The organism is Porphyromonas sp. COT-108 OH2963 (assembly GCF_000768895.1).
GTDB classification, from domain to species: Bacteria; Bacteroidota; Bacteroidia; order Bacteroidales; family Porphyromonadaceae; genus Porphyromonas_A; species Porphyromonas_A canoris.
This window is the reverse complement of the sequence record NZ_JRAP01000008.1, coordinates 210,874-236,023: the sequence shown is the minus strand read 5'-3', so window position 1 is coordinate 236,023 and position 25,150 is coordinate 210,874. Positions and strand designations below refer to the sequence as shown.

At 44.9% G+C, this 25,150-nt stretch carries 14 protein-coding genes and 2 tRNA genes; 7 read left to right on the top strand and 9 right to left on the bottom strand.

The window, feature by feature from the left end:
- Nucleotides 1-532: 532 nt before the first annotated feature.
- The 8 genes from HQ39_RS04690 to HQ39_RS04660 all read right to left on the bottom strand — a co-directional run bounded on the left by HQ39_RS04690 (nucleotide 533) and on the right by HQ39_RS04660 (nucleotide 13,312).
- Complete coding sequence (locus HQ39_RS04690; protein ID WP_052079447.1) at nucleotides 533-796, bottom strand: hypothetical protein; 264 nt, start codon at nucleotides 794-796, stop codon at nucleotides 533-535.
- A gap of 97 nt (nucleotides 797-893) precedes the next feature.
- Nucleotides 894-5,297 (bottom strand): DUF4332 domain-containing protein, encoded by a 4,404-nt coding sequence (locus tag HQ39_RS04685; protein WP_036864548.1) that lies wholly within the window; start codon nucleotides 5,295-5,297, stop codon nucleotides 894-896.
- Nucleotides 5,298-5,816: 519 nt separating this feature from the next.
- Complete coding sequence (locus HQ39_RS04680) at nucleotides 5,817-6,008, bottom strand: hypothetical protein (RefSeq protein WP_036791333.1); 192 nt, start codon at nucleotides 6,006-6,008, stop codon at nucleotides 5,817-5,819.
- 445 nt (nucleotides 6,009-6,453) lie between these two features.
- Nucleotides 6,454-6,963 carry a subtilase family N-terminal domain-containing protein gene (locus HQ39_RS04675; protein ID WP_036864157.1) on the bottom strand — a complete coding sequence of 170 codons (510 nt, stop codon included), beginning with the start codon at nucleotides 6,961-6,963 and terminating at the stop codon, nucleotides 6,454-6,456.
- A gap of 271 nt (nucleotides 6,964-7,234) precedes the next feature.
- The gene (locus HQ39_RS09590; protein WP_160216109.1) at nucleotides 7,235-7,375 is read right to left on the bottom strand and encodes a hypothetical protein; all 141 of its coding nucleotides are present in this window, start codon (nucleotides 7,373-7,375) and stop codon (nucleotides 7,235-7,237) included.
- A 250-nt stretch (nucleotides 7,376-7,625) separates the two neighbouring features.
- Nucleotides 7,626-8,579, bottom strand: coding sequence for a PorV/PorQ family protein (locus tag HQ39_RS04670; protein ID WP_036791339.1), 954 nt, complete (start codon nucleotides 8,577-8,579; stop codon nucleotides 7,626-7,628).
- A 46-nt stretch (nucleotides 8,580-8,625) separates the two neighbouring features.
- Nucleotides 8,626-11,448 carry a S8 family serine peptidase gene (locus HQ39_RS04665; RefSeq protein ID WP_036864152.1) on the bottom strand — a complete coding sequence of 941 codons (2,823 nt, stop codon included), beginning with the start codon at nucleotides 11,446-11,448 and terminating at the stop codon, nucleotides 8,626-8,628.
- Between the two features lie 139 nt (nucleotides 11,449-11,587).
- A complete protein-coding gene (locus HQ39_RS04660; protein ID WP_036864149.1) occupies nucleotides 11,588-13,312 on the bottom strand; it encodes a BACON domain-containing protein in 1,725 nt (574 codons plus the stop codon).
- A 382-nt stretch (nucleotides 13,313-13,694) separates the two neighbouring features.
- On the opposite strand from HQ39_RS04660, the gene rplS reads away from it, so the two are divergent.
- The 7 genes from rplS to HQ39_RS04625 all read left to right on the top strand — a co-directional run bounded on the left by rplS (nucleotide 13,695) and on the right by HQ39_RS04625 (nucleotide 22,080).
- Nucleotides 13,695-14,045, top strand: a complete 351-nt coding sequence (gene rplS, locus HQ39_RS04655; RefSeq protein ID WP_036791350.1) for a 50S ribosomal protein L19 — start codon at nucleotides 13,695-13,697, stop codon at nucleotides 14,043-14,045.
- A gap of 832 nt (nucleotides 14,046-14,877) precedes the next feature.
- Nucleotides 14,878-14,951: transfer RNA gene (locus HQ39_RS04650), tRNA-Arg, on the top strand.
- Between the two features lie 43 nt (nucleotides 14,952-14,994).
- Nucleotides 14,995-15,078: transfer RNA gene (locus HQ39_RS04645), tRNA-Leu, on the top strand.
- 123 nt (nucleotides 15,079-15,201) lie between these two features.
- On the top strand, nucleotides 15,202-16,011 hold the full coding sequence (gene ispE, locus HQ39_RS04640; RefSeq protein ID WP_036864146.1) for a 4-(cytidine 5'-diphospho)-2-C-methyl-D-erythritol kinase: 810 nt from the start codon (nucleotides 15,202-15,204) through the stop codon (nucleotides 16,009-16,011).
- 24 nt (nucleotides 16,012-16,035) lie between these two features.
- Entirely contained in the window at nucleotides 16,036-18,630 is a 2,595-nt protein-coding gene (locus tag HQ39_RS04635; RefSeq protein WP_081965376.1) for an alpha/beta hydrolase family protein, read from the top strand.
- 214 nt (nucleotides 18,631-18,844) lie between these two features.
- Nucleotides 18,845-20,182, top strand: a complete 1,338-nt coding sequence (locus tag HQ39_RS04630) for an NCS2 family permease (RefSeq protein ID WP_052079443.1) — start codon at nucleotides 18,845-18,847, stop codon at nucleotides 20,180-20,182.
- Nucleotides 20,183-20,316: 134 nt separating this feature from the next.
- Nucleotides 20,317-22,080 carry a DEAD/DEAH box helicase gene (locus HQ39_RS04625; protein ID WP_036844391.1) on the top strand — a complete coding sequence of 588 codons (1,764 nt, stop codon included), beginning with the start codon at nucleotides 20,317-20,319 and terminating at the stop codon, nucleotides 22,078-22,080.
- A 2,677-nt stretch (nucleotides 22,081-24,757) separates the two neighbouring features.
- Here the strand turns inward: HQ39_RS04625 and HQ39_RS04610 are convergent.
- Nucleotides 24,758-25,138 carry a hypothetical protein gene (locus HQ39_RS04610; protein ID WP_036864141.1) on the bottom strand — a complete coding sequence of 127 codons (381 nt, stop codon included), beginning with the start codon at nucleotides 25,136-25,138 and terminating at the stop codon, nucleotides 24,758-24,760.
- Between the last annotated feature and the right edge of the window lie 12 nt (nucleotides 25,139-25,150).

Sequence of the window (25,150 nt, the reverse complement as noted above, 5' to 3'; positions counted from 1 at the left end):
GAATATTTTCTTCTCAACCCTTGTTAGAAAAATTCTAATAGTAGATCAAGATCACAAATAGAACACAGATAAACTCATCCCTCAAGACTACAAACTGTTGTAATCTCATCAATCCCGAACGTTCGCCTCTGATCCAAGGCTATCTCCACCTCTCCTACTTTCGACTACTCATAATACCCCAAAGAAACAATCTTATCTTTTACTAAGCCTCATTGACCAAAAACAAATTGTTGCTTTTGATACAATTACTACAAAGTTCGGATTCAAAAGTTTACAATAAGGTACTACTTTCATCAATTTCAGATCGGCTTCAAGCCTTGTGCTTCTATTTAAGGATAGACATGATAGCGATCAATTACAGAAACCGCATTGATGCAACTACCCGATGAAAGTATACCAAATTACTGTTCACATTGCATATCATTCAAAGACCTCCTATACGCCACAGCCTCCCACAATCTATACCACGATCAAACTCAAAGTTTGAAAAGAGATATAAACCATAGCAGACTATCGTCCGTATTTGCAAGTTTCACTCTTTCGGCGTCTGCATTGGTAGTCCGAGTATAGAAGCCAGAGTCTGCCGAAGCATCTCTTGCTCGTTAAGCTGCATGAGCAGATTAACATACCCGCCAACTTGGGTAATATTCATAGGTGCAGGAATGCGAGAAGGTTTTATATCGCTTTCCGAAGCTATTCTGCGAAGTATCATCTTTTTTATTTCCAATACTTCCGGCGAAACTTCGTGTTCCAACAACTTCGCCACTAATGCTTGTATATCTATATTTTCTGACATATCAATCTTTTTTGAGATTTTGGTTTGACAACTGCTTATAGAATTCACTCTCCCTGATTACTTACAGACAGACAATCAAATTGTTTATAGCTCCTTCTTATTTCTTTTCAGTCCCTCCGTTTTTCGGAGTTTCCTTCTTATTGTTATCTCCCTCCTTCTTTTCCTCGTCATCTATCTTATTGGCGGAGAAAAATTGTAAGGCAGCCTTTGCCATTTTTTCAGAAGATTCTATCGCCCTGTCTCGACCGGAAGATGCACTCTTGGTACCCTCATTAAGTATCTCCTTGAGTTGGTCTAAGCCGGTTATATTGTCAAAGATTGGAGGCTTTTTGTTTACCAAAGCAGTTAGTAGATCTGCTGTCGTAACCGGAGTTGCAGCGGATGCCTCTTGTAAGTTGAGAGGAGTTATACCCTTTGTCGTTTTACCTGCCAAGCAATCTGTAGAGTTAAGACCTTTATGATCAATCTCCATCTTATCAATTGGAGAGTCTTGCCAGTTCCAGAAACGAGTAAGGTCAATCTTTTCGCTCACATTTGTTTCTCCTAACACCGCTTCACCTATCATGCCACTTGTCGGTAGAGATATTGTAGTTGTTGGTGCACGGAAGTTGTTGCTATGGTATCGGCATATTGCATCCTGCATTTCTGCGGCAGTACAGCCCAGTAGTTTTGCCAAGCTTTGAGGATATGTAAACGGCAATAGCATACAGTTGCCATAGAATCCAAGAAGCTTTTTAACATTAACACAGTTGAGCAGTGGAATGTTGACATTGTTTCTATTGGAATTTCTTATATCCTCTTCTTCCGTTTGAACATTCGCATTCACGATAGCCTCTTCAAAGTCCATCTTTATGGTGTACTGTTCCAACATCATTGCTCTTTCGTCATCAGAAAGACCCCTCCAAACTATTTGAGAGTAACGTAGAGTTTCCGATGCCAGATATTGCAGTAAGGCTTCCATCTGTTGAAACTCAGTACGACGCAACGTATGGGAACTTGTCGAAACGCCCACATAAACATCTCCTTCTAATGATGAGTTGGATAGTACAAGTTGGAATTTCACCGGTTTGTCGATCAGCTCAATTTCCGGATAGCCGAGACTATTCATTTCTCTTGATGATATCCACACATTGGGAGATATGTATGCCTCAGGCAAGACATTTCTGTAGTACTCAATTTTTCTAAGATCATCCGAAGTATTGTCGGTATCCTTCATCGAGTCCCAATATTTGTCCATCATACTCTTATATTCCTCATCTGCGTAGACGCCGGAAGCTGCCTTTGCTTTAGGATTCTTATACAATGTATAATGCAGAGGTTCGCAAGAGTAGCGGATAGTTACATGTGAGATATCTTCATCAATAACTCCAATGGGGAGATTAAAGGAAAGTATCGCCCTTTTCTTTGGGTATTTTCCATTAGAAGTGTTTGAATTTCTGATATCCCTTATCGCCCGTTTCAGGTCATTGCTTGTTTCATATTCGCTTCCTAACCGGACTCTTTCATAACTCACCGTTCCGGCGACTGTTCCCTTGCCATTCTTCAGAACAAGATAAGCCTTAATATCATCACATGAAAGGAATATACCTTGTATTGAGAATGAAAAGTGAGATGGTTGACCACCTGTTTTTTCCATTGTCCATTGTGGTAAGGCTGCATATTTCTGAATGAGGTTTACTCCTGCCCAATGCTTATAAGGTAAGTAGTATTTCAGAGAGTTTGCATACTTCAATACTGTGGCATAACGCCTCGCGAAAGCTGCGCTATTAAAACTTTCGATACTGCCTGCCGGATAAATCAAACTTTCTCCTGAAGGCAGGAATCTGATCAATTTAAGAGGAACAAATAGCACCAAGTCGACGCTATCAATACATGTTTCCAAACGGTAGCGACGCATAACCTCCCAATATTGGATAGTCATTGCATGAGAATGGTTGTGGTTCGCCACGATCTTGGTTGCAACAGAATCGGAGACATCGTTCGTCGCGGTAGTGATACTTATACGCTTCGACTGAGACAACCTTGCTGAGGCACTCTTGATATTGTGTTGAAAACTATTGGCTGCGGCTGATGCTTCTCTGTAAAAGTTAGATTGGCTTGAAGAGAGAGAGCTTCGACCTTTCGTTTTTGAGAAACCTCCGGATAGTCCTAAAGTTGCACTGACATAAGGAGCAAAACCTCCGGCGATACCACCGCCTCCACCAAAGCTGTTCGTCCAAGTACTATAGCTGTAATTAGAATTGGATCTGGACATCTGGTCAATCGCCTGATTAAAAATTGCGGAAGTATCGTCCTCTTGAGAAAGAGCATAGCGTGAGCGTGTTGCATCCGCTCCCTCTGCTACATCTGTAATACTGTATCTCTGTTTATTCTCTCGTACAATGATGCGTTGTTCCTCTCCCGGAGCAAGGATCAAAGAGTACAAAAGAGTACCAAGAGCAAATCCATCCGGTACCCATGCTTGATGCATATTGAGTGTATAACCCATGCCGAGCGTGGACATTTGTGGATAGTTATGAGGATCCTTGTACATCTGTTCCTTAAATGCCTCTACATCTACAGGTCTGTTCAGTGTTACTCGCGCGTTCTTGCCGGCACCTTTAGGTATGGGGAATATATCGGGCTCTTTCAGGCGCTGTAGCATCCTATAAGTAAATATCCTTGACGGAGCTGTGTCCGTAGGTAGCTTTATAACGTTTCCACCTTCACCCATCAGCTTGACGCTTGGTAACGCTCGAGGCATATCCATACGTCTGTTTTCAAATATCTCTTGAATAACAGTGAATCCGTCACTCTTGACCTGCTCTTCTCCTATGGAGGTGGCAGTCAGCTGAGCATTCAGTTTGGAAGCAGATGCCATAAACCGGTCGAAAGTGTTCTTTAGGTCGCTTGTGCCAAAGCGTCCCAACAACTCCTGTTTCTTTTCACTATACTTCCGGCTCAACTCCTCTCGTTCACTCTTCAGCCCTTTAGTCTCTCCTTTGCCTTCTAAAGTCTCGTTTATCTTCTGCAGAGCTTCCTCCAATATCCGCTTGGCTCTATCGGTTGTTTCCGGATTACTTATTTTTGCTTCGATGCTTGCCTTCTTTCTCTCCAGGAATCGGATCCTCTCGGATAAGCTGTCTGCACTGTCTCCGATGGCATCGACAGCAAGAAACTCTTTGAGTATCTGCTGTTCCGGAACAGAATCGATAAAATCCGATGCCGTTGTCAAAAACTTCTGCTTTTTATTTCCATCGGAAATGGTTATCGTGATAGCCTCCTTGAGGCTATACCGGTCGGGCATTGATATTATAAACCTACCATTGCCGTCTGTATAGCATCGAGGTTTTTTATTGACTTCTGTCTTATCTTGGTCCGGACTTACAATACCATCTATCTCGACCAATACCCCCGGCAGACATCTCTTATTTTCATCCGGTTCGTCCGCCTTTTTTATAAACACGGTACCGCTTGCTGTCCGAGGTAAAGGCAAGGTGTATTCGACATTGTCCAGAAAACCCAACACCTCATTTATAATCTCGTATATAGATTCGAGCTCTGCACTCGCATCATCTTCAGAAGAAAAATCATCCTTGAACAAGTACACCGGAGGCACTCCATCTGCCTCTATCTGAGCGGGAACTCCAATGAGAAGAGAGCTTATATTCTCCCAAGAATTTATCTTCGCTCTATGGGAGCGTAATATCTCAGTTACTTCCGGACGAAGAGAAGCAATCTTTCCGGATATGTTGCTATGAGGAGTCTCTTTTATACCTTCTTCAAACTCTTTCCTTTTTGATATACAGAATGAAGCCAGACTTGGAGAATATTTCAATAACATTGCCGCATTGGCAATCATTTTCTCAAGCTCCTCTTTTTCCACGAGGGAGAAATCTACTTGAGAGGCATTGATATTGGTGAGAATCGGGTAGGCTTTTTCTGCATCTACCTTCGCCAAATCTTCCACATTACGTACTCCCGCTTGGACCAGAAGATACGCCATGTCTGTCGTCATACCTTCCACTCTCCATAGATCTGCCTGCTTTATCCAGCTGGTAACAAGTTTGAGATCCACTCCAAGTCTCGATGCCATGGAAACTCTCTTTTCATGAGAGCGACCTCTAACCAAAAGGGTGGCAATATCATACACATTGAGCTTATCCCTCAACTTTGCTTGCATCACACGGCTAATCCCCTTGATGGGAATAAGAGAGGAACTCGGCTTATTTTCTTTTTGATCTAAAAACTTCAGAGTCTTGAGAACATTCTCCAAAGTAAAGTATGCGCTTAGGGGACAATTCGGTGTCTGTTCGCCATCTCCTTCAAAATATCCTTTTGCTATCAACAGCTCCGCTCTGGACAAATTCTCTTCACTCTTTTTGTTCAGAACCAACTTTTTTAGAATATCAAAACTAAGAGGAACGCGCCACTCCGGCTCATTGACTTTCTGTTCACAGATTTTACGTATTTTGCCGTACAAATGGCATTGCTCATCCATTTTACTCTTTCGATCAGGCATAATATGACAGTTTTTATGTTAAACGTATATCAGATTTCAATCACGCTCACACACCCTTTATAATCGTGTGTGAATAGTTTTGGGTTAAATAAGAAAACGCCTCTAAAGCGTATTCAATCGTTTTTATACACTTTTTGGAGAAGGTCTGAATACCAACCTTAATCCGATGCCTGATGCAATGTAGACCTTTTTGTTTTAACTTGCAAGAAAAAATAGGGGAATTAACATTTTCCTCCCCTTATTTTTAGATTAAATAGCATCCTTGACTTGATGCGTAACGACAGGATTCTTAATACTCTATTGGTGTCTCCGCTGCTTATTTCGGATGAAGTGATACTATCAAACTACCCTTTTCGAGCCGGAAACTCAATGCCGAAACGGTCTCAAAAACCAAACTGAATGTTCCCGATTGGGAGCGATCTTTTGCAGATTTGCACGCAGAACAGCCCGGAAGTAAATGGCAGGTAAATGCCTCGTTATAAAAAAGCATCGATACCGGAGTATCAATGCTTTTTGTTGTTATTGGTTTTTCTTAGTGCCGCTACGCCAAAGCCCTATCAGGATCGAGATGGCAAAGATGCCGAGAATGATCATTAGGGCAAATTTTAGAAGTGCGCTGGAAATGACGATAATTCCTTTTGCTATTGTAAACACAAGGACAAACAGTCCGATGACCAAAAGGGTTCCAAGTAATTTCTTTAATATATTCATCTTTCTTTCGTATGTGTACAATATAAAGATACGAAAAATAGGGGAGGATTCCAAGTTTAATCCCCGATGAGAGTGCTTTCCATTTATGGTAGACGGCATATTTTACTCTTTTCTTTTTTGTCTACGGGAACAGGATGGAAGCTCTTTTCCTTTTCAAGAGTGAACCGGTAAATGCTCTGAACGGCTTCGCTTTTTCCTCTAAACACGTTCGTATCTCCCATTATTCAGGTTCGGAGGTGCAAATCAGGGCTTGAGGCGTGCGAATCGAGATGCGAATGGTGCAAATCGACTCTTGATTTGCAGAGAACAAGCTCTGATCTCTGACTCTGAACAGGTTTAGACCTCCTTTTGAAGCGGTTAAGAAACAGTTCCGAATAGCTATAATCCGGTTTTTAGATATGCTTTCGGGAAAAGGGATAAGATTTCGTCCCCCGACAGAGCTTCTTCAAGAGATTTGCATCGTAGCTTCCGGTATGGCTTCTGCTTGTTCCACTTCCGGGAGAGACAGCATCATCTCGCAAGCTTTGGTGGGAGAGATGCCTTTGTCGAAGGTTACGATGAACCACCTGTGCAGCCCTTCTTGCCGGCTTCTCTCTTCATGTTTCCCTGACGGAGGGAATAGCCGTTCCACTCGTGTTGCTTTTATTTCTTTCAGTACGGAGGTCAGACGAGCAGGCAGACTGTTCATGGAGATCTCGCCGGAGTCGTTCATCTTGATGTTTTGCAGTGCGGCTTCGGATACGTATATGTGTATCCTTCCTTGCACGAATGCCTCTGCCCGAAGTGTGGTGGAGGTGTCTGTTGCTGTTTCGGATGTTTCTGTCATGCTGTTTTTCAGGGATGTTTTACTGTTTTTGCAGGAGACCGGCAGCATCATTACCGGCAGAACCATAGCAAGCACCGTTCCCAATGTGCGGCGGCTAAGGCTCGTTTCTTTTGTCTTGTCTCTTTTCATCTTGTGAAGTGTACGGATCCGGATGCAATTTAGCGACTTTCTTTGAAAAGCACTAAAGGTTTCGGGGAAAAGCACTAAAGGTTTCGGAGAAAAGCACTAAAGGTTTTGGAAGAAAGCACTAAAGGTTTCGGGAAAAAGCACTAAAGGTTTCGGAGAAAAGCACTAAAGGTTTTGGAGGAAGCACCTAATCTTTCTGTGAAAAGTACCTAATCTTTTCGGAGAAAGTACCTAATCTTTTTGGAGAAAGTACCTAATCTTTTTGGAGAAAGCACTAAAGATTTCCGGGAAAAGATTCGCTGCTTTTCAGAAAACGTTGTGGAAGAAGATTTTCTACGCAGCTTTCGGGTAGGTGTCCGGTGGCTGTTCTCTTCCGGCAAAGAAGGATAGGGGGCTCTTGGATGGGGTTGTTCATCTGTCCGTTTTGTTATCTTTTTTGTGTGGCAGGGTTTGCCTTTAGACCGTGCAGGGGCAATGCCCGAAAGGGTGATTTTGGCAGCTGCTGTTTTGTGAATGCAGTTTTATTTATCGTTTTCGGGAGCCGGGATAGTGCAGGGGAGAGGAACTATCGTGGCGATGCTGCTTCGGGATCTGCCGGAATGGGAATAAAAAAAGACCTGCACACGCTGCGTGTACAGGTCTTTTCTTTTATAGGTATCGAGCGATCAATAGTCGAACGATAGAGACAGCATCATCTTTTGAGAGCCATATTCTCCTAAGCCTCTGATGCCGGCAAGGTCGAGCTTGACGTTGTAGAACTTCACTCCGATACCTGCACTCCAAGCGCTGGTAGACCGGCTGCCATACTGATAACCTGCGCGAAGGCTTACCATCTTGTAGAGCGTGTAGTCCGCACCGATGTTTGCTTGGTATAGCGGATCGGATGCCAAGAAGAAGTATCTTCCGCCAAGAGTGAAGTTGAACTCGTGAGTATCAGAAACTGCTGTCGCAAAGTCTCCTGTAAGCTCTGCTCTTGAAGGTACCGCAAACACGTCCTTGGCAGAGTAAGCGATAGGTGCTCCAAGATCGGACACGCGAGCAGCGATGTTCAAATATTTTGCACCACTATTGGTGAGATCCATGAAGTAATTGGCTCCAAGGCTGAATGTTCCCGTCATGGCTGTTCTGCCTGTGTAGCTTTGGATGAATGATCCGGAAGCAAAAGCAGATAGCTTGTCATTGAAACGGAAGGCATAACCTAAGTCGGCACTCCAATCGAATGGAGAAAGCGGCTTGCCCGGTGTACCGAACTGATCCTTTATAGAAGGAAGAGTGAGACCTCCCTGATAGCGGAAACCTGCATACACAACGTGGCGGTCGAGGAATCTCCATCCGGCAGTGGCCATTCCGTTCAAGAGTCTGCCTTCTGCCATAGCCATCTTAGGGAACATAAGTCCGCTTGCAGAGACTGTGAACTTCTTGTCTGTTTGGAAGATGGAAGCCGGGTTTACATAAAGATAGCTTCTGTCTGTATGCGCCAATGATACACCACCCATCGCAGCAGTACGTGCATCAACGGGAGTCTCTAATATCGGAAGGCTTTGAGCTGCCGCCTTTGGAGCAGAGAATAGTCCCATTGCTGCCAAGGCCATTGCTCCAATGATATATTTTATCTTCATATCTTTTTTATAGTTATTGATACGGTTGAAAATTTATGATCTACAATTACCTCTTTTGGACAGCTCTTTCATAAGGTTTGCCCCCTGTCTTCACTTTCAAGGTATATGTTCCCGGAGCTACTTTGCTTGTATTGATCTTGGCAACACCTGTATGATCTGCAGGTACTTCCTTATCCAAAACAACTGCTCCGGTAATACTTATCAAAGTGATGTGAGCTTTCTTGTGTGTCGGGTTGAGCCAAACATTCAACTCCTTCTGCATTGGAAGAGGCCATACAGAGTAAACATCGAGAGAAGGATCTTCAACTACGGTAACAGAGAAAGATGCCATGGATGACATGTGTCCGTTGCTTACTTCCACAGATATGGTTGTGCGTCCGGGCTTGTATCCTTTGATGGTTAGCTTACCCTTATCGTCTACGTCGGCAGAAGCTACCGAGCCGTTGGATGAAGAAGCCTTGTATGTAAATGTCAAGAACTCTTGAGGAGTAACATAGTCTGCAAGGTTGAGAGAAGCTCCTTCTCCCTTAGCTCCTATTGTTGGAGTTGGGAACGCTTTCTTAAATTCAGGCTCTGTTACGGTAACGATTCTGAATGGAATAGTATATGTGAAAGAACTCTTAAGCTCGTCTGTAAGTTTAAGATTGAACGAGTATTCACCGGCAGAAGATAGCGGACGGATAGTAACTTTCAAGCCTTTGTCTATCCGTGCTACGCTTACGCAGTTGGTCTTATCCTCCAAAGTATATTGCCACTTGTGCCCATCCGGATCGGAAATATTGAATTCATACTCGACTTTTCCCAAGATATTCAAGAGAACAAGTGGATTTTCGGGTACGTTGGAGATTACCGGAGGATTGTTCTTTTTTGTCTTTACGGAGATAAAGGATGGAGCCGAGAATAAATTCCAACGGTCTATTGCTACAAGAGCAAAATGATACTCTTTATCAGGAGTCAACTTCTTTACCACGAAAGAAACTTCGTCATTAACAGACAAGCCTTTGCCTCCGACGAGAGGATTGCTTATAAGTTCGCCTTCTTTTTTGTAATTGTTTGCGTTAAGAGGGGTCGTAGACATGTAAACGGCATACTTGTCCGCTGTCCCATCATCTTCATCTTTGGGTACATTCCAAAATAGTGTAAGCTCTGTGAAATCAACATTTGCATTGATCTTACTGCTGTTGAACTTAGGAGATTCCGGAGCTTTTTGATCATTTTTAAGAGTCAAAGCTGCATAAGCATCGACATAGCCTGACCCCAAACGTCCTGCTGCTCCCGGATTTATCTTGTCTATATCCACCGGTAGTATAGAAGCCAGCAAACGAGTCTTTAGATCTTCACTGGTAAATCCGGGACCACCGAAATGAGATACAATAAGAGCTGCAACACCTGAGGCGTGAGGACATGCCATGGAGGTACCTTGATAGTATGTGTACCAATCTACTACGTTTGCGGCATTTTTATCGGTCGTACTTAAGACTCCCGCTTTTGTTCCATACAGCATCTGATCTCCACCCGGAGCTGAGATATCTACCCAGTCGCCATAATTGGAGTAGGTAGCCCTCTTAAAGTTTGTTCCGATTGCTGAGACGGCAATACATCCTTCGTATGCTGCCGGTTGGCTTGTAAATTCCAATCCATCATTACCGGCTGCAAAAAGCACAACTCCCCCCTTCATTGGAGAGTCCGGTCTTTGGTTGCCCTTCCCATCAGTACCGGCATATTTTACGAAATAATCGATGGCTACTTTTAGAGAGTTCGGAGTAGTATAGACACCTGAACGATAAGGATATCCCCATGAGTTTTGAGATATAACGGCTCCATTGTCAGCTCCGTACTTGATAGCTGCCGCAGCGTTGCCACCCTGAGCACCTTCTCGGAAGATCGCTGCCGACATGATACGTACTCCGGTATTAGGGTCTCCATTACCTCCGGCTACTCCGGCTACTCCGACACCATTGTTATTTTTTGCAGCGATGGTTCCTGCAACGTGTGTTCCATGAGCATCTTCGTCCGGACGTAAATTCCCTTGATCGGTTACAAAACAGTAGCCATTGATGTCATCGACAAATCCATTATTGTCATCATCGACACCGGAAGTCCCGTTCTGTTCGGCCTGATTTACCCACATATTATCCGCAAGGTCGGGATGATCTACATCTACCCCACCGTCCACTACGCAGACGATGACATTTGGGGTACCGGTGGAGATTTCCCACGCTTTGAAAAGGTTGATGTCGGATCCCATGACTCCCGCAGGAACACCGGTTCCTATGTTGTTGTAGTGCCATTGTTCCTTCAGAAGAGGGTCGTTGAATGGCATTTTGGCATTTCTTTTAAGGTAGTCTTCGGTTGAACTTAATAAATTTATGGCTGCAGGATGCTGATTAGCAGAAGCCGGAACTATTACAGGATTGAATTCTACAATCTCTACACCATCTACGCTATCAAGAGCTTGCATTGCTCTGGATATCTCCACCCCTTTGTCGAAACGTACTATGAACCATAGGTGCAGGCCTTCTTTTCTTGATCTTTCTTCAAACTCTCCTGCCGGTGGAAACAATCTTGTTATAGCTGTGGCCTTTATGCTTTGTAGAGCAGAACCCATAGAAGAGGGAACGCTGCTCATTTGTACTTCTCCCAATTGTGCCTGAGTTAAACTCTGCTCAACTTCATCTGTGATCTTGATGATAATCTCTCCCGGAACAGCTGCACCCGGAGGAACATTATACATTTTTAGAGAAGACGATGATGTGTTTGGTTGTTCTTTTTGTTGGCTGTTGTCCGCATATTGGACTTCTCTTTCATTTTGGCAGCCTCCTACTGTCAAGAGCCCAAAGAGAACGCTCAGCAAATATACTTTTTTCATGATCTTGTTATTACTTTAAAGTAGATAGAAATATCCCCACCGAAGAGGCTACAGTGTACCCTGCTACACTCTCGGTGGGGATATCCAAACTATCTCATTTATACATTAAGTCTATATAAATGAACTACGGTCTTAATGGTTACTTAAGAGAAAACTTCTCAAACTTTGTTTGATTTTTGTTTGCAGCTGCTTTTTGAAGAGAAGCCATTTTTGCTTCAAATCTAGCTTTCACTTCTTTCTTGTCTTTACCGTAGTAGTAGTCGCTCAGGCGAGCTCCTTTTATCTTTGACGCACCTTCTTCATACCACATTGCGAATTGAAGAGACACTTCACCAGGATTTACGTCGCTGAATTGAGCCGGTCTAAGCATCAATACAAGGTCCTCCTTGGTTACGAAATAGAATCTTCCATCTCTTTCCAAAGAGTTTGCATCGAAACCTTCTTTGTCTTTAAGAGCGATAAACTCTTTTGTTGGAGCATAAGCACCATCAGGACGCAACCACATTACCAAGTTGATCTTATCTTGGCTGAAGATTTGAGCGAATTGAGTCAAACTTTGTAGTAGAGCAGGATCTAGTCCGGCATCTCCGGTTTTGTGATAGAATGCCAAAACATCTTTCGCCTCTTCTTTTCCAACTTCACCTTCCTTAACAAAACTTTGAGCCTGGAGTTCTTCCGGGTTTTGTTGATTTAGATAATCTTTCTCCTTCTTGTATCCACGTTCTGTCATAAATGTGACAACATCCGCAATCTTTTTGTCCTTCTTATCCAAGAACTCCTTAAGAAGGTATGGGAACTTAGAGAACGTTGGATAGTCTTTATCTTGAATGTAGTAGTGCTCGAATATAACTCCATAAACCATTGTTCCATCCTCTTGAGGTTCTTGAAGAATGGTGGCACGTAACATCTTATCACTGTTTTGATACACAAGCTTCTTCGCTGCAGACATATCTTGCATAAAGGTAAATCCTGCATTCTTAAGAGCTTCGATAAATGCTCCTTCTGCAATTCTTTCCCATGTGTCTGTTGTTGCTACAATAACTTCCCATGTTTTAGGGTTATTGAAAGGAATAAGATAGGATGCATTGATGAAACCATCTGCTTCAGGAATTACTGTCAGCATACCCGGTTGTGGTCCGAAGAAGCTTTGTCCCGGTTCGCGCAAGCTTATTATGATAGAGCCTTGTGCTGCCTCCATTTTTGCACGTTGGAAGACGCTCATCTCAGCATCAAAAATAGGGAAGTAAACTGCATCAGATATATTTTGGAATACTCTGATAGCCTTAACTTCTGCACCAACTTTTACAAATACTTTAGCTTCGCGTGCTTTGTCTGTTTTATTAGCAGCAACCTCAGCCTTCACAAAGTTACCGGCTCTGGTAACGTTAAGCCAATCTGTCTGCTCAAATTCCATAGACCACTGTTCTGCATTTGTTTCTACAGCGACAAGGAATTGTCCGCCACTTACAGGAGCTTCAATTGTTTCAGAAGAAACATTGATGAAAATCTTAGAAGCGCTTTGAGTCACAGCGATCTTTTCCATAAGGCCACCTGCGTAAACGATAACTTCAGCCTTACGATCTTTTCCAAGAGTGTTTGCTTGTGCTCCAACCACGATGCCTTCGCCTTTGCGAGTAGCTGTAAGCCACTCAGCGTTCGTAGATACATTCCACTTGGTTTGGTTTGTTGTTACTTGAACTTGTGGTTCTGTCGGATTCTGTGCTTGGTTGTTTAAGGTTAGGGTTTGCGCAGATAGCGTTAAAGTAGGTTCTTCCGGCCCGTCATTTTTTGGCGTACAAGAAACGCTCATCAAGCTCGCAAGAACGACTGCTGAGAACACAGCAAGAAAGTTTTTTAGCTTCATAATCTTGAGATTTTGAGTTAGTAAAAAATACATTTAGGTTAAAAATTATTCAAGTAAATGGTTGTCAAAAATAGTCTATAATCATCAACATCAGATTGATGAAGATAGGGTAAGGTAGTCAAGAGCGCTTTGAATATTGAATTCTGCTCATAAATTACGGCAAATATTTTCTAATAAACAAATTCTTTTGCCCTGAAGCAAAAAAAATTTTTTTTATGAGACTTGGCATTCCATCAGCTGTTTGGGGAGATGTTTGGGAGTCTTAATAATAATAACTATATTTGCACCGCTTTGCGTAACCTCTGATAGGAATGTTATTACAGAGTGTGGCCTATGTACGTTGCGTTTGGCTTATTATATATATGTATAAGCGATCAATATTATGGATTTGATTAAAGTAGCCGAAGAGGCATTTAAGAGCGGTAAAGAACATGCGCGTTTCAAGAGCGGGGATACCATCACCGTAGGATACCGCATTCGTGAAGGTAATAAGGAGCGTGTCCAGCAGTTTCGTGGAGATGTTCTTCGTATATCCGGACACGGAGATAAGAAGATGTTTACCGTGCGTAAGATCTCAGGAGGTGTCGGTGTAGAGCGTATTTTCCCTCTCAACTCTCCGTTTATTGAAGAGATTGTGGTGAATAAGCGCGGTCGTGTGCGTAGAGCCAAGCTTTACTACCTTCGTAAACTCACCGGTAAGAAGGCTCGTATCAAAGAGCTTCGCACCTACTAAGGAGGGAGGCAGACTCCCCGAAGCCTGTCCAGGGCTTCTTTATATAGATTGGGTTAAAGAGAGAGCACTGTTCCGATTTTGTTTCGGACAGTGCTCTTTTTCATTTTACTCTTTTGGGCTGCTTGGGGTATGTTTCGGGGATATTCTTTACTCCCTTTTTGGGGGAGCTTTTATATAAAAACGGACTCTCCTGTTTTTCTCTTCTCTTTCCGTTTTCTCTTCTGTTTTGGGGCTGAAAAGGCAGATTGTTTTATCTCAACTCTCTGTGGATAATCGGTTTATGTTGAAATTTGAAATTCGGAGAAAAATTTTTCTCAGTCCGTTTGATGGGGCTTTTTCGCGTTAATAGATGTGAATTTTAACACCTGCCTCTGTAAATGTTCCCTAATGAAGAAATCTACCTTTTCAGGAGTGTTTTAGGGTGAAAATATGTAGTTTATTGATTATTAGCGTTTTAGATGATTTGGCTAAACACGTTAACCGAATCCGGTAAACGTATTAAATGAAATCGGTAAACGTGTTTACTGAAAAATTAAACACGTTAAGCCGACAAAATATGCTTGTTTCGCGTTTTGGGTGAACAGGCGTCGAAAATAGTGTTAATAAAACGGGCTGATTTAACAAATTCGGGACCCCTCCGAAAACAGAGGTGGAGGATGAAATAGAGAGAGATGTTTGGCGGAGCTTTTTGAGGGATGGAATATATAAAAATGAAGTTTTGGAAGAGGGGAGATTTGGAGTGTGAAACAATTTATTGGGGCCTCTATTGTGTGGTACGAAAAAAAACATTACCTTTGCACAGCAAATCGGGACACCGGTTTCAAGCGAATTAGGTCGGGTAGCTCAGCTGGATAGAGCAACAGCCTTCTAAGCTGTGGGTCCTGGGTTCGAATCCCAGCCTGATCACAACAATAAGATGGAAAATGTCTTCAGAGGCTTTGCCTCATGAGCGCAGGTGGTGAAATAGGTAGACACGCTACTTTGAGGGGGTAGTGCCGGTTCCGGTGTGTGAGTTCGAATCTCATCCTGCGCACAGAGAAAAAAAGTAACAAGAGGTGCCTGAGCGCTAAGCATTCAGGCACCTTTTTGTATCTTTGCCCAAGTTACAAGCAACTATCTCGTAGAGAGAACCGTTGCTCTCACTTATCTTGCAAGAATGCTTACATTTCCAAAAGCAAAAATCAATCTCGGTTTAGAGATTGTCGAGAAGCGTCCGGATGGGTATCACAATCTCCAGACGCTGTTTTATCCTATCCCTTTGACAGATGTACTGGAAATATGTTCGGGAGTGGAGACTTTCTCTTTTGATGGAGGAGATGCGCTCTCCGACTGTCCGGTGGAGCAGAATCTCGTGGTCAAGGCATACAGGATGATGGAGTCGCAGTACGGGTTGCCACCTGTAAAGATCATTCTGCGCAAGCATATCCCTCATGGTGCAGGGCTTGGCGGAGGGTCGAGTGATGCAGCAAGCACGCTCGTGATGCTGAATGAGCTGTTTCACCTGAACTGCTCTCGTGAAGAGTTGGCTCTCATGGGAGCGAGATTGGGTGCTGATGTCCCCTGTTTTCTGTACGACTCTCCCACTTACGGAGAGGGAATCGGAGACATTTTGACCCCTTTTGATTCTTTCTCTCTCAAGGGGTATCATCTTCTTTTGTTGCTGCCGGATATTTATATCTCCACACCGGAAGCGTACTCCGGAGTCTGTCCGATGAAACCCGAGGTGGATTTAAGGGAAAGGCTGAATCTGCCTTTGAAAGAGTGGAGAGGAGTAGTAAGCAATCGTTTCGAGTCTTCTCTTTTCCCTCGTCATCCTCATCTTGTCGAGATCAAAGAGCTGTTGTACCGGCAAGGTGCCCTTTATGCTTCAATGAGCGGATCGGGTTCTGCCATGTACGGCATCTTTGACAGTGAACCGGATCTCTCCTCTTTTAAGACATGGCGAACATTTCTCATGAAATTATAATTACCAAATAACACAAACATTTTTATGAGCCGTAAAACATTTTTAGCAGCAATGCTGTGCTCTCTTTTCTTGGGGAGCGGTGCTCTTTTGGCGCAGGACACTAAAGCCAAACAGGAGATCAAGACTCCGAAGATCTCTTATGCCAAAAGATTGCAATATGCCGGTCCGGTGAATATATCCCGTCCGGTGCTCTCGGATAGTACAAATCTGTCCGGCAAGAGCTACGATGTACAGACCATGCTGTACTATTCTCCCCGTGTCAATCTTGCTAATGACACACGCACTCTTCTTTCTCCGAAAAGTGGAGAGAAGCCTGTATTCAGTGTGCCTGTGAAGAGAATAGCAGACCCCAATACCTTGCAGTATCATATCTTCAACTTCAATCTCCTTCCGGAAACTTACACCAAGGGAACGCTCTCGATAGAGTGCAACGCTCCTTTTGAAGTGTTGGTGGACAACGCCTCAAAGCTAAAAGGTGTCGGAGCAAAGGCGGTAAGCGACAGCATTAAACCGCAAACATCGAAGATAACACTGCTGCCCAAGACTCATGCCGTTACCGTTAAGGTTGCGCTCTCAAGCAAGGACTCTTTGGAAAACATAGAGCTTCGTGCCGGATTTACTCCCGATCGCGAAGACAGAATAGTAGAGGTACGCTCGGATGCCAAGCACCATCCGGATCCGAACTTTATGATCTACGGACGTACATTGGCAGGGTCTCAAATCTCTCCGAGTGGCGATTACGTCATTCTCTACTTCCGTCCATCTGCTGCAAGCAGAGCAGGAGAGCAGTCGTTGCTCTTCCATAAAGGAAGGAAGATTGCCGAGTTTGACGGAGTTGCATCCCGTGCACGCTGGATGCCTAAGACAGACAAACTCTACTACGATGAGACTACCGAGAAGGGACGTACACTGTATGCCTACGATCCGAAAGTCATGAAGCGTGAAGTGATTCACTCCGGCATTCCGGAAACAGGCAGTTACTTTATGTCTCCGGGAGAGACATCTTTGATCTTCAATGTATCGGAAGAAGGACAGAAATACAATAAAAACCTGGATCGTCTTGCTGCTCCCGGAGACAGACTACCCGGTTTCAGACACCGGAATTTTATTTCTATTTTCGACTTGAAGAGCGGAGTCTTCTATCCGGTTACATTCGGAAACAGATCCACATATATTCAGGATGTCGCTCCGGACGATTCCAAGCTGATCTTCTCCGTATCTACTCCTACGCCTACCAAGCGTCCGTTCAGATCCACAAGCTACTACGAAGTGGATCTAAGGACAAGAAGAGTGGATACGCTCTTCGTAAACGATACAGAGATAGCGAGCTTGTACTACTCCGCACTGCCTAATATGCTTGTGGCTACCGGTAGTGCCGATGCGTTCCATGGCGTAGGAAGACTTCTTCCTAAGGGGATGATCGTCAACACTTACGACACCCAGCTCTTCCTCTATGACCGTGTGAACAAGACGGCAAGACCGCTTAGCAAGAGCCTCGACCGCTCTATCGAAACCGTTTTGGTGCCGACCAACCGCCCCGAAGCATACTTTATCGCAGAGGTGGGAGACCGTAAACTTCTCTACGTTAGCGATATTAAGAGCGGTAAGATAACCCGTCTTTCCAAGAAGGAAGACTATGTCAAAAACTTCTCCGTATCCGCACTTTCTGGTGATGTTACCTATATTGGGCAGAGTGCTACATCCTCGGATCGCTTCTACATGATAGATGCCAAGAAGAGAAGAGAAGCCCTTTTGTACGATCTTGATGCCGAGAAAGGTAAAGATCTTATTCGTAGTAACATGGCGGACTGGGACTATATAGCTCCCGACGGCACCGAGATTCAAGGCCGTTTCTATCTGCCTCCCAACTTCGATCCGAACAAGAAGTATCCGATGATTGTCTACTACTACGCCGGAACCTCTCCCGTAAACCGTATGTTTGAAGGTTCTTACTCTTTGGCAATGTATGCTTCTTTGGGATATGTCGTGTATAGCATGAATCCCAGCGGCTCTACCGGTTACGGCCAGGAGTTTGCCGCTCGTCACGTGAATGCTTGGGGCGATCGCACCGCAGCCGAAATCATAGGCGCAGTAAAGGCTTTCTGTAAGTCGCATCCTTTCGTGAATGCAAAAAAGGTAGGCTGTATGGGTGCAAGCTACGGAGGCTTTATGACTCAATACTTGCAGACACAAACGGATATTTTTGCAGCAGCAGCGAGTCATGCCGGTATATCGGCACTTTCATCCTATTGGGGAGAGGGTTATTGGGGAGTAGGTTATAGCAGTGTTGCAAGTGCGGACAGCTATCCATGGAATAACCCCGACCTTTATACCAAGCATAGCCCGCTCTTCTTGGCAGACAAGATCAACACTCCCCTTCTTCTGCTTCACGGAACAAAAGACACCAATGTTCCCGATGGAGAGAGTGTACAGATGTATCAGGCTCTCAAGATTTTAGGTAAAGAGGTAGAGTATGTACGTATCTACGGAGAAGATCATGGTATTATAAACCCGGAGAAACGTCTTGCATGGACCTCAACGATAATGGCTTGGTTTGCTAAACATTTGCAGGATGATCCTACTTGGTGGAACGATCTTTTCCCTGCGAATAACCTTTAACCGGGACATCGGGTAAGCTCCCGAAACTAAACATAAAGCATCCGGAGAATGCTCAAAAGGCATTTCCCGGATGCTTTTATTTTTTTTAGAATTTTAGCAGTTCTCTTAGAATTTATACCTTTGTGCCGAAAAAACAGGAGGGGATAGCTTCTTTTCTTCTCTTTTCAAGAATAACGCTGGAATCAATACACAATACAAGACATCTCTACACACTATGAACGCTTTACTTCGCAGCCTTGGCTTCGACTCCGGTAAGCATAGACTTCGCACAGAAGTCATAGCCGGGCTTACTACTTTTCTCACTATGAGCTATATTTTGGCGGTAAATCCGGACATCCTCAGTGCTACCGGAATGGACAAAGGAGCCGTCTTCACCGCTACCGCTTTGGCTTCCGCAGTGGGAACACTCCTGATTGCTTTCTTGGCAAAGCTGCCATTTGCTCAAGCTCCGAGTATGGGTATCAATGCCTTTTTTGCCTTCACGCTCGTCATGGGAATGGGTTACAGCTGGGAGGCCGCACTTGCCGCTGTTTTTGTCGAAGGGATTATTTTTATCCTGCTTACGGTGTTCAACATTCGGGAGCAGATTGTCAAATGTATTCCGGTCAATCTTCGCTACGCCATCTCAGCCGGTATAGGAATGTTTATAGCCTTTATCGGGCTGAAAAATGCGGGTATCATCGTTTCGCACGAAGCCACTTTCGTTACGCTCGGATCCTTTACCCCTGCTGCCACGCTTGCCTGCATCGGTATCCTTATCAGTGCGGCTCTCATTGTCCTAAAGGTAAGAGGTGCTCTCTTTTACGGTATAGTGATATGTACCATCATAGGTATCCCGATGGGTGTAACGGCTCTACCCGATACTTTCTCCCCGGTATCCATGCCACGCTCATTGGAGCCGACGTTCTTGAAGTTCGACTTCCGCGCACTGCTCAATATGGATATGGCTCTTACCATCTTTGCATTGGTCTTCATGGATATATTCAATACCGTGGGAACACTTATCGGAGCAGCTGCCAAGACAGAAATGATGGACGAGCAGGGTAATGTGAAGAATATCAAGCCGGCAATGATGGCAGATGCCGTGGCTACATCCGTTGGGGCGGTATTGGGAACATCTACCGTTACCACATTTGTAGAGAGTGCTTCGGGAATTGCCGAGGGTGGTCGCACGGGCTTGACCGCATTCACCACCTCCATACTCTTTATCACCGCTCTCTTCTTATCTCCTCTCTTCCTGCTCGTACCCTCTGCCGCCACCACGGGAGCATTGGTGCTTGTGGGAGTGTTCATGCTGAGTGCCATTCAGGAGATAGATCTCTCCGATATTTCAGAAGCGATGCCATGCTTTATCACCATGCTTACTATGGTGCTTACCTACAATATAGCGGAAGGTATGGCGCTTGGACTCATCAGCTTCACGCTGGTAAAGATGCTGTGCGGACGCTTCAAAGAGGTGAGTGTAACACTCTATGTGGTATCTGCCCTGCTGCTTTTGCGCTACATGTTGCAGACTCCTCTATTCGATACCATTGCTTCTCTTTTCCAATAAAATCCGTTTCAAATATCATAAAAGAGCTGCCGGGGATTTTCTCTTTCGGTGGCTCTTTTGTTGTTAATTGGTTGAAATATCGTAACTTTGCACCATGCAGAAGAATATTATTCTGCATTTATCTATAATAATATATGACATTTAACGAACTGGGAGTATCTGCTCCTCTTCTTCGCGCTGTGGAAGCGCTTGGTTATGATCAGCCTATGCCTATACAAGAGGCTGTGATACCCCACCTGCTTGGAGAGAGCAGAGACATCATCGCACTGGCTCAGACCGGCACTGGAAAGACGGCAGCATTCGGCTTGCCTCTCCTTCAAAACTTAGACACAACGCAACGCATCCCTCAGGCACTCATACTGGCTCCCACTCGTGAGCTTTGTGTGCAGATTGCCGGAGACCTTGCCGACTACTCGCAATACATGAAAAACGTGGGCATCGTAGCCGTTTACGGAGGTGCTTCCATAGAGCAGCAGATCCGCACCATCCGTTCCGGAGTGCAGATCATCGTAGCCACTCCGGGTCGCCTTATAGACTTGATGAAGCGAGGAGTGGTGAACCTCTCCACCGTGAGAGACGTTGTGCTCGATGAAGCAGACGAGATGCTAAATATGGGCTTCACGGAAAGCATCGAAGAGATCCTTGCTCAAGTGCCATCCGAAAGACATCTGCTCCTCTTCTCTGCCACCATGCCGAAGGAGATTGCAGCCATTGCGTCCGGCTACATGAAGAAACCGACGGAGATCGTGATAGGCGCAAAGAACGAGGGCAACAAGAATATCCGCCACATCTATTACATGGTGGCGGCAAAAGATAAGTATCTGACACTTAAACGTATTGCGGACTACTATCCCAATATCTACGGCATCATCTTCTGCCGTACCCGGAGAGAAACGCAGGAGATAGCCGACAAACTCATACAGGACGGCTACAATGCCGACTCTCTGCATGGCGATCTGTCGCAGGCTCAAAGGGATTATGTGATGCAGAAGTTCAGAATCCGCAACCTCCAACTCCTTGTCGCTACAGATGTGGCAGCACGCGGGCTCGACGTGAACGACCTTACACACGTCATCCATTACGGTCTGCCCGAAGACGTGGAAAGCTATACCCACCGAAGCGGACGCACTGCCCGTGCAGGAAAAAGCGGACTCAGCATTGCCATCTGCCACTCTCGCGAGAAAGGGCGTCTAAGGGACATCGAAAAGATTATAGGCAGTCAGATAGAACGCGCTTACGTACCCACCGGAAGAGAGGTATGCGAGCGACAGCTCTTCACGCTTGCGGATAAAATAGAGAGTACACTGCCCGATGATGAAGACCAGATGCTCTCTGCCATCCTCCCCGCCATCGTCTCCAAACTCTCGTGGATAGATAAAGAGGAGCTTATACGCCGCTTCATCTCTATGGAGAGCCACAGACTTCTCCAGTACTATCGTGCCGCACAAGAGGTGGAAGAGGTGCCCGACAAACCATTGCACGACGATCGTTCCAAAGGATCGGAGCGCAGAGGACGCAAGAAACAGCGCGAGAACGGCATCCCCGAACCGGGATATGCTCGTCTGCAAATCAACTTCGGACGCCGTGATAAGCTGTATCCCAACTCCCTCATAGAGCTTCTCAATGCTACCACAGGCGGAGCACGTGTGGAGGTAGGTAAGATAGATATTTACGATACATTCTCTTACTTTGAAGTACCGGAACGAGATGCCAAGACGGTTATCTCTTCCATGAACGATTTTGAAGTGGGATCGCGAGCCATCATGGTGCGTAAAGCGCAACCCAAAGGCGGTGCAGGAGAGAAAGAGTCCGGGCATGGACGAGACAGATCTTCCGCTACATCGCGCAAAGATATGCGCCGTGCCGGAAAGAGTGGTAACGGCAGACGGAGAAGATAATCCTTCCGAAGGAAACGATAGAAGAGCAGAAAGCAGATGCAGGAGCATCGCTTTCTGCTCTTTTTTGTGGAGACTTTTGTGTCTGAATCTGTTCAGAGAGTAGAACAAACAGGTTTAGAACTTTGGTTGAACCTTTTCGGAGATCTAAAGCAAGGCGCGATTGTTGGGAATTGGGGTTTGAGTTGTGGAGATCAAGACGCGGTTTGCACAACTCAAGACTTGAGTTCGGGGAGTGAACAAGTTCAGGGAAAGTTTTATATCTGTTTATCTTCTTTTTTGTTAAGGCTTATCGTGAAGACCGAGACAACTCCTTGAATATTTATACATTTATGCATACCTTTGTTTTATGGGGTAATAACCATACCCCTGATGAACAGACGGTATTCCGAAGGTCTTAACCCCGGATGCTTTTTGATCATTGAATAAGAATAAATAGAAATACATAATCAGATGAAACGGATTTTTACGAGTGGAGTATGCGTTTTAATGTTGTTCCTCACTATTTTATCGACAAGCTGCCGTAACGATCGTGCGGAGCTGGTTTCGCACGAAAAAGGCAGAAAGCTCACTCTTACGGCATCCATGCCACAGAATGAAGCCGGAATGAGAGTCGGCTTGGAGAAAGGAGCAGATGGCAATACTCTCGTTGCTCGTTGGAAAGCGGGCGACAAGGTGGCGTTTATCTTCGAGCAGACCGGGATGCTGACCGCTCCCGTGGAGGTAACGATCTCTTCCATCGAGCAGGATGGCAAGCTGGCAAGGTTGAGCATCGAAGTGCCGGAAATCATAAACGTACAGCAGGAGTACACTATTCACGCTCTCTGCGGAATACCGGGGACGGGAGCACGTGTACAGGATGGAGAGATCCTTGTGGACATATTGCCATTGAGGGAGAACAGGTTGGAAGATATCGTTGTCCCGGTAATTGCCGAGGAGGATGTCGATCCTGATGAGACGGATATAGAGTTGGACTTCTCTCATCTCGGCAGTATCGAGTATGTAGATCTAAAAAACAGTTCGGGAGAGGAGCTCAGGGTGTCCAACTGTCATCTCTATCCCATGAAGGGAGATGCGGAAGAGTGGAGGTATGTGCCCGGAAACGGAAAGACTCATTTCTACAAAGTCTCGGCAGAGAATGTGCTGTCCGTCGATGGTACCAAGCCCAATCCGATAGAGGAGTCGGGCTCTGCTGTTTCGATAGCGCCCGGTGCCACTCACACTTTTGCGGTATGGCACTACCCTAAGAAGAGGAATATTCCGGAGTTTGGTATATCCATAAAGACGGACAACGGCGTTCAGCTCTCTGCAAACAGGAAGATAGCCAAAACGTTCTTCATGGCTCCGGGCAAGGCGTATCGTGTACGGGCAGAGTGGAAAGACAACCGCTTGACGATCTTGGGCGATGACGTGGAAGAGGATCTCCCTTTCATCACTCTGACGACAAAGAAAGCCGTGGGCGAGAAGATAAGGCTTTGGATCAATGCCAAGGAAGCAGACCAAGCGAACGTCTGGATAGACCTGAACAACAACAAGGTCAAAGATGCGGGCGAGAACGTAACCGCATTTGACTCCGACCAATATTACACACTTGGCTCCCAAAGCATTACGGTGTATGGAAAGGTAACCGATTTTCGTTGTAGAGGAGAGCAGCTCTCCTCATTGGATGTGAGCAACAACACCGCTTTGGAACAGTTGTTCTGCTACAAGAACNATGGAAAGGTAACCGATTTTCGTTGTAGAGGAGAGCAGCTCTCCTCATTGGATGTGAGCAACAACACCGCTTTGGAACAGTTGTTCTGCTACAAGAACTCCCTCTCTTCGCTGGATGTTGGCAAGAACACCGCTTTGACAAGATTTGACTGCTACAATAACTTCCTCTCTTCGTTGGATGTTAGCAAGAACACCGCTTTGGAACAGTTGCGCTGCGACAATAACTTCCTCTCTTCGTTGGATGTTAGCAAGAACACCGCTTTGACTTATTTGGACTGCGAGGAGAACACCAACCTTAGCTCCTTGAAGATCTCGCGCAGCATAAAGGAGGAGTTATGGATCAGACAGTGTAAGCTGAGTGCGGAGACGCTGAACGAGATATTCACCACGCTTCCCGATGTAACCGGGCAGACCGAAGGCGGGAAGAAGGTCTGGATCGCAGGCAATCCGGGTACGGATGCGTGCAACAAGAAGATCGCCACGGACAAGGGTTGGACGGTATCTCTTGAAAAATAGGATTGAGGAAAATTCCCCTCACCCCGAAGTGGCGGGGCGTAAAATATTATAAACAGATTGGGGCAGTGCCGGTGCGATAAGTGCCGGCACTGCTTTTTTGTGCCGAAACGGAAAGTCGGGATTGGGAAAAGAGAAAAAGTCGGTTTCGGAGAGGATGAAAATTTCGTACGTACAAAAAAAAATTTATGTGCGCACGAAAAAAAATTTATGTGCGCACGAAAAAAAATTTCCGTAGGTAAGAAAAAATATTTTCGTAGGTAAGAAAAAAAATTTCCGTAGGTAAGAAAAAATATTTTCGTAGGTAAGGAAAAAAAATTTCGTGGCCAAGAAAAAAATTTTTCGTGGCCAAGAAAAAATATTTTTGTGGCCAAGAAAAAATATTTGCGTGCGGACAGAAAAATATCTGTGTGCGGACAGAAAAATATCTGCGTACACAGAAAAAGTATTTTCTTTAGCATAAGAGTCGCGGCTTTATAGGCGCAAAAACATATTTTTGTGAGTGAAAAAATAATTTTTTATCATCATGAAAAATATTTTTTATGCTAAAGAGCATATTTTTGTCTGCGCACAAAAAAAATCTTTCTGTACCAAAGAAAGGAGATTTTTGTCCGAAAAGGAGAAAATTTTTGTGCGAAAAAGAGGGAATTTTTGTCCGAAAAAGAGAAAATTTTTGTGCGAAAGGAAATAAAATTTCATGCGGACGGAAATTTTCCCCGAAAAGGGTCGGGAGGAGACCGCTTGGGTTGCCGCAAGTGGGGCAGGTGGCTTGGCGTTGCGGAGATATGAAAATGGCAGCCTGCACTTGGAGGTGCAGGCTGCCATCGGATGTCATAAAGCGGTGAGG